This window comes from Mucilaginibacter sp. P2_A5 (genome assembly GCF_056404995.1).
In genome coordinates, this window is sequence record NZ_JBFUCY010000064.1 from 1 (window position 1) to 7,223 (window position 7,223).

Annotated in this window: 5 protein-coding genes; 3 read left to right on the plus strand and 2 right to left on the minus strand. The window is 38.0% G+C overall.

Features of this window, described 5'->3' with window-relative positions; all coding sequences use genetic code 11:
* Positions 1 to 525 precede the first annotated feature (525 nt).
* Entirely contained in the window at positions 526 to 1,227 is a 702-nt protein-coding gene (locus AC1DXF_RS29190) for a hypothetical protein (RefSeq protein WP_477452212.1), read from the plus strand.
* Positions 1,228 to 1,396: 169 nt separating this feature from the next.
* On the opposite strand, the gene AC1DXF_RS29195 is transcribed toward AC1DXF_RS29190, so the two are convergent.
* Entirely contained in the window at positions 1,397 to 4,444 is a 3,048-nt protein-coding gene (locus AC1DXF_RS29195) for a P-loop NTPase fold protein (protein ID WP_477452213.1), read from the minus strand.
* A gap of 112 nt (positions 4,445 to 4,556) precedes the next feature.
* Positions 4,557 to 5,177, minus strand: a complete 621-nt coding sequence (locus AC1DXF_RS29200; protein WP_477452214.1) for a hypothetical protein — start codon at positions 5,175 to 5,177, stop codon at positions 4,557 to 4,559.
* Between the two features lie 561 nt (positions 5,178 to 5,738).
* Between AC1DXF_RS29200 and AC1DXF_RS29205 the strand changes: the two genes are divergently transcribed.
* Complete coding sequence (locus tag AC1DXF_RS29205) at positions 5,739 to 6,641, plus strand: hypothetical protein (protein WP_477452215.1); 903 nt, start codon at positions 5,739 to 5,741, stop codon at positions 6,639 to 6,641.
* A 375-nt stretch (positions 6,642 to 7,016) separates the two neighbouring features.
* A partial coding sequence (locus tag AC1DXF_RS29210; RefSeq protein ID WP_477449880.1) for a helix-turn-helix domain-containing protein occupies positions 7,017 to 7,223 on the plus strand: 207 nt, incomplete at its 3' end.

Sequence of the window (7,223 nt, forward strand, 5' to 3'; positions counted from 1 at the left end):
GGGTTTTGCGAAAATGTTTTAAGTTCCATTTGCGTTGTCCGAAGACAAACCTTCCACGATTTTTTGTGAACATCTATGCCTACAAAAATCTTTTGACCGCTAAAATCTAATTGTGTACCTTGTTTCATGAGTTCTTGTTTTAAAGTGTTTGTAACTGTTTTTCACAATTAATCTACAACCTTTTTTTCAAGAACTCTTTTTACTTACACTCAACCAATTTCATACATACAATCTATTCGCGAACTTTTCCGTCGGTTATGCATGTCGGTTAACAGATTCTTCACTCCGTTCAGAATGACAAAAGGCTATTTATTCAACATGTCATGCTGAGCCCCGTCGAAGCATTGTGGGCAAAGGCCTCTCCGCGCGACTCTTCGACAGGCTCAGAGTGACAGGCCTGCACACGTAAATATAAAATCATCCCTCACCACCATCCAAAGCAAAGCCCCCTACCTTCCCTTCCCCGGGGAAGGGAAGGTAGGGGTTTAATGAACTATGCAGATAACACAAACAACAAATAAACCTATGCTTAAAGCCCTTATCATCATCTTTTCGGCAATAATCTCTACCGCCCAACTGGGGTGTAAACCTCCAACAAAGCCTAAGCAAGCATCTCAAAAAGAGTTTGAGGGAGTGATCACTTACCGCGAAGCAGAGTTTATTAACTACCCCAATAGCAAGTCGTTTGTAAGCGATACGGTACAGGTTTTTTATTCTCATGGCAATTACGTTGGCATACACTCCAAACAATCAGCAAACTTCCACGTAGTTAAAGATTATTACTTTCATGATAAAGCTTTACGCCTGTATCTTTACAATACTTCGGATACTTTGCATCAATTGAATTTGAATTCCCCCGGTGAAAAAATGGAAGGGTTTAAAGTAACAAAAGTAAGCGGTCAGGTACTTTCCAGGGATTGTGAAAATATCGAAGTGAACCTTAGTTACCCCCAAAAGGATTCTACCACTTACTCCGATTTCAACTTTGTATTTTCAAGAGGATATTTAACGGTAGATAAGCAACACTTTAAAAACTGGAACCTGGGCTTTTTTAATAAAATTATAGCCAAATCCGGGGCATACTATTTAAAACTTCAAATGGTACACTATGATAGTACGCACAAAAATATTTTATCGGCAAAAACGAAAGATGTCATATCTGTAGAAGAACAACCTGTCGATCCTAAAATGTTTGAAATTGATACTACCATGATCAAAAGGCAGTAATGATTATGGCGTACCCCCGCCGATAGAAGCGGGGTCGGGCTATTCGCTTATACGGCACAGGCATTAGGCCCGGGCCGGTATTCGCTGCTATCCCTTACGCGGAAAACTATCGCAGTGACATATCAGATATTCAACACAAATTGGATGTTTATCATTCTCATAAACCATGCTACCAAATTCCTGAAATTACTATCTGTTCAAGCTTTATAGATGATTTTTCTTTCCCTTTACATAATTCGTATAAATCCTGATCACATTGCCAAGTAAGGCCCTCGCCCAATTCCCTTTTTAGAGAAATAATATAATCGTCGAAAGTACCGTTGCCGTCTATTAGTTCATCAAATTTCCGGGCACGTTCCAGGCAATCCGAGCCAGTGAAAAATCCTTTTTCTGTATCCCACTGAATTGCCTGAACAAGAAGTGGCCACCTTACCATTATAACGATCCATAACCCCAGAGTCTGATCATCAATCTTTAATAGCTTCTTTCCTGGAATTGTAAATCTAAAAAAGTGATAAAATAAGAATAAATTTAGAAAACGTTTAATAGTCCTTGGGGAATCAAGATATTCAGCAACGTAAATAATTATGTTTTCTAATTCATTGTCTTCAATCCGATAGTTTTTGAATGCTGTAGCCAAAATAGAATCTTGAAAACTTAAAACAAGTTGTCGGTTAAATAATTCTACCCGCTTTTCAATATTATCTTTTTTCTCTGTGAAAATATCCTCTGGATCAGACAGAGTTCCGACTTCAATTTGTAAATTTTGATACGCTTCGATTAATCCTCTCTGCTCCTCTTCCGTTGGTATTGATTCCAAATCAATAGTAGATAACAAAGAATCAATGAATTGCTTCTTTTGATCCCCGTCCATAACCGGGATATTGATAGTAAGCTGTGAAAATTTTTCAAGAAAGGATCTGCCAATAGATGCATGTTGACTTTCAAATCTTCCTATTTTACCGGCAATTTTTTCGTAGGTAACATCTAATGAGGCAGTCACCATTTGCGGGTCTTGGCCGATAATGAAATAACATTTAGACAGATCTCCGCTCATAAATGCGTTAATGGCTTCGACGACATCAGCAATGACCGTCGGGGAGCAGCGATCTAGGTCATCAATAAAAATAACGGCTGGTTTCTCTGGATTTATCACGATCTCAATAGCTTGACGAAGATCGTCTTCGACAGCTTGTAAATAGCCCATTTTAGATCTGTATTCAGGCTGTAAGACGAATTTTCCGGCATCGATCTCGGGCGGTTTTTGCCATTTGCTAAAAACCTGTTTTGTGGAAACGAATATTCCCACGAATAGAGGGATTCCACTAATAAGTACGGGGTAGGTTCTAAAAAAGCTATTCAGATACGGTCTCCATGGAAGCTGATCTAGCACCCAACTTAGAAATAAACCAAAAAACGCATATAAAAGCGGTATAAGCAATTTCTGAATCGACTTGAAAAGAAGCTCCCTTTTTATCTTGTCTCTGTCTATTCGTTTTAAGTTTAATTTGAACCAAAATCGTTCCTGGTCTACGCTGCTTAATTGAGTCGAGAGCTGCCGAATAACTTCATCAGCCAAACCAGACCAAACTTGTTCGCTTTTTTGAAACTTCCAGGCATTAAACCATATAACAGGGTGATCAAGTTTTTTTAAATCAGACAATATTTTGTCTGGGGTTTTAAGCCAGCTCATTAACGTCATAATAGAACTAACCGGCTTCTCTTTAATCGCCAGATCTGAAATTTTAGGATTTATTTTATTTTGAATAAAGCGCATCAAAGTCGTTTTTCCTTTACCCCAAGGTGCCAGAATACTTATATTAAACGGCGGTTTACTCAAGTCAGATGTAATTAGTCTCGCTATAATAGCTGCGTAGGTTTCGTAATTTAAAAGGTCTACTGTCGCATATAAGTCAGAATGCATTAGTAATTTTAGATTACGCTGGCGTACCATTTCTGCATCTGTAATTTCCGCAACTTTTATGTTTTGTTCGGGTAATTGAGCGTTAATGTCCTTTTGTGACGATCCTATTATTTGTTTAGGTAGTTTCCAATCTTTTACAGTTGCTGTTATTGGTTCGATTATCCACAACGACTTAACATCTGGCATATATAAGATTCTAGAATAAAGCGATCCATTATTATAAGGATTGGTGCACTTGATGCCTTTTTGAATAAAATATTTTTCTACGGCAGGAAGTAATTCTTCGTCTGAACTAATGTCAAAAAACACCTTTCCAACTTGGTAGCGGTGATTTGCCGATAACATCGTAAGGTTTTTAGAAGGATTCTGGAGGTATGCAAACGCGTTACTGATACTTGGTGTGAGTACGCTGTAATGATTTTTTTTTCCCGCTTTAAACTTTATGAGATTTTGAATCCATCTTGTTTGATTCACCGAAGATCTAGCCAAGGTTCGTTTATCTGGATAACTATTCCACAAATCCTTATTGTAAGCATGTTTGTCGATATAAGCGACCAACTGCCCACAAAGGACCAAGAAATCGTACTCTCTTGAATTCTCGGCAATGGTAAAAAGAAATTTACTAAATACTTTATTAGATTGGCCGAATAAGTCGCCAAGTAATTGATAAAAAGACAGTTCAAGATTATGCGATTGGTATTCCAAAAATTTCGATCTGGCGAAGTCAAAATAAAAATCTGCCATTGTCATCTGATCCTTGACCCATGTAATATCAATTATATCATCTATAATGAAGTCAAAAGCTAACCGTCTCGCACTAACTGTAAGGTTCCACCCGGTTGCTTGATCCAGCGTTTTATGAAGATTTAAATCTAAAATGTGGATATTGACATTAATCCCCACGGGAGCCAATTCATCGATGGATTTACTTAAGATTTGAAAAGCTTTTATTGGATCCATCCCCCCTGCACCTGTGCCAAGTAATGGAAGAGCAACCGTTTTTACATCGGCTGGAAGACCTTCAAATAGGTTTCGGATTATCTGATATAAAGCAGTATAAGAACTCTTAAAATCGTTAACGCTGCAGGCAAGTGCAACGTAACGCCATTTTGAGTTACCAGTTACAGGTAACAAGGCAACGTCTCCAAGATCTGATTGAAAAATCTCGTACCCGTTGTCTAACTGGTTTATTATGGCTTGGAATGCCCCCGATATTGTTCCTGCTGTGGACTTCGGGATTACAACAAGATCTGCCGTCGAGACCTCAAGGCTTTGTGTTATGATTTTGACCATTGTTTAAGGTAAGTATTTTTAAAATCTCAAAAGCGACACAAAATCTCGCGTATGTATTCATTGATAATATACATCAAATCTTCCGGAATAGAACCTGGTTATTATCATACAATCATTCCATAAACGAACTTTCCACAAACGAAAGTAAGTCTTGATTTGATTTATCATAACTCGAGAACAAACAAGTTCGGGCAGTTTTATAACCCCACATGTTAGATTTGGATACTACACTACTAATCTCCCTGCTGTATTTTTTTTCATCGGTTTTACGATTATCAAAAATTTGAACGAAGTAACTTGTTAAAGCATTCCATTCTCCTTTTGGGAAAATACCGTAAGAGAATTTTCCACCTACACTGCCAATTCCAATACTGATGTCAGTTCCAAAACCGGCCTGATAAGCCGCAATGCCAATTTTAATGGTAATTTTTCCTAGCTCTGATTTTTTGTAATATTCGGATTCGCTAAGCCTGGTTATTTTACAAGAGGGATAAGCTTTTTTAATGTATTCCATTAAACCCGGCTCAACACTTAAGCTTTCGCATTCAATCCTACTGTTTTTAGGGATACTTCGGCCATCAAAAACGACGAGGCTTATATTCTCGTTTTCTAAAAAGCCGGTTCGTGGTTTTACTTCTTGTTCTGTAGGGCACCAGATGTAAAGCTTTTGTGCCTTGCCGACACCCCCAAAGCAGAGAAATATTAATAGCGTAATAAGGAATGGTTTAAGCATTTTTAAAAATGAAGGTTAACAAACGTAATGAAAAATATGTATATCTGCGCCGTTGTTGGAGTTGTCTCCATAAGTGTTCGGAAGACTTTTTAGTTCCCTCCCCACGGGAGGGTGCGGCTGGAAATGAGCGCAAAGCAGGGAGGGGTTTATACGAGCGGCGGGTTGCAAGCGGCTTGAACGCCTGATTTAACCCCTACCTCCACCTTCCCCAGGAAAGGAATCGCACGCCCCTCAGCTTTTTTTATTTCTTCCGAACACCTATGGAGACAACTCCAACAAAGTACGGGCAAGGAATACCAACAAAGGCGGAGAAGAATCATATGAGGGATATTATTAAGGTTTATGCTGAATACATGCATAATTGTTATTTTCCTAAAATTAAAATAGAGTTTCGTGGAACACCACAACTTTGCTCCATATTGAAGACATTGGTAAAAAGACTAAATTTGATAATATAAATATCTTAGCAAAAAAAAACAATTAACAACTTGTAAATAAGTTATTTAATTTCGATTTTGCACATAACTTTAGCACTTGAAACCAAAACTTATTGCAATCACAATGGATCAAAAATTAATTAACCCCGATTGGCTAAAATATGGAATACCTGGTTTAGCCGCACTTTTAGCTATAATACTATATTTCACTTTCAAAGACAGAATTACAGCAACAAAAGGAAAATCAGTTTATATAACTATGTCCATATTTTGTTGTGCAATTATAGCTTTGTTATCGATAGGTGGTCTACTTAATAATGCCGATAACAAATTGAAATATCAATATGACCAAAATGTTGACCATCTTAAAGATACAATAACGAGTTTACATAAGGATCTTGCAATAATAACTAACAATACGCCAGAACTGGATTTACTACGAAAAGAGTTAATACATAACGACAGTATTAGAACGGTTCTAAAAAGACAGAATGAACTATTATCTGATACCGTATCATATCAAAAAGACATACTTAAAGAAAATACCGCTAAATTAATGCAATTTCTTTCTGACGATTTTTTTACCACAAATTATAAATCAGGGTTGTCCGAATACAGTGGGGTCGCCGATTTAACATTTAAAAGGCTAAGAAGAATGGTCTTTGATAACATACTGACTTTGCATGCCGACAAAGATCTTCTTGCAAAATCGATGGCCTATTTGAAAATGCAATATCCCGACCAGGTGGCGCAACCTGATGTAGACAAAATATTATCTGGATTTAAGCACTTATGCACCTTTAAGCTCGCTTGGATTAACAACATAGCAATTCCTGAATATATGGCGAAGAAAAATAATCCCCCACTTTTCTTTCAGGATGGTAGCGTACCGGTGCAATATCCTAAAGAGGTTTGGATACTGGATGACGCTCAATCAAATATTCATAATGTTATGCCATTAAATTCTCGTACCAAGCTTGAACTCGATAGAGAAAGTCGGGTCATTCAGGCAATGCTTTTAAAGTAATGTGTTCTTATAGCCAACGCTACTGCGAACACTCCGCCGTTTAGCCTCTGGTCGGTGTTATCACCGCACCAGCCAAAGCTTGTATTTTATATTTTCAGCTTCTGGTCGGTGTTATCACCGCACCAGCCAAAGCTTGTATTTTACAAATGCTTTATTTGCAAATCTATATCATACCGGGCTTCCGTAAGGCCAACTGGAAGTGGTGCGGTGATAACACCGACCACAGGCTAAAAATAAATAGACCAGATAATATTCCATTTCCCGTTCACTATCAGGTTCCGATTTTACACTATCCGGCATAAGTCACCCTATCAGTCTCTTTGGGTACTAAGGCTGACTTGTCCTGATCTGGGTTTACACAATCAAGACAAAAAAATGGACAAATTACCGGAGAAAGAGCAAGTAGTAATAGAATACTTGGCAGGTGGGACGACAATGCGTAAATTGGCAAGGAAAAGTGGATATAGCCGTGCGGCAATATCAAGATGGGTTATAGCGGAAAGGAAAGAGATGGGTAAACGGGCTATGTTAGAAGTATCAAAAGCCACGAAAGGAAAAGATGAGATGCCAACAGAGGTTAAA

Coding starts and splice junctions, on each gene's coding strand:
- AC1DXF_RS29200 (WP_477452214.1), bottom strand. CDS start 5,177: ATGCTTAAACCATTCCTTATTACGCTATTAATATTTCTCTGCTTTGGG.
- AC1DXF_RS29195 (WP_477452213.1), bottom strand. CDS start 4,444: ATGGTCAAAATCATAACACAAAGCCTTGAGGTCTCGACGGCAGATCTT.
- AC1DXF_RS29190 (WP_477452212.1), top strand. CDS start 526: ATGCTTAAAGCCCTTATCATCATCTTTTCGGCAATAATCTCTACCGCC.
- AC1DXF_RS29205 (WP_477452215.1), top strand. CDS start 5,739: ATGGATCAAAAATTAATTAACCCCGATTGGCTAAAATATGGAATACCT.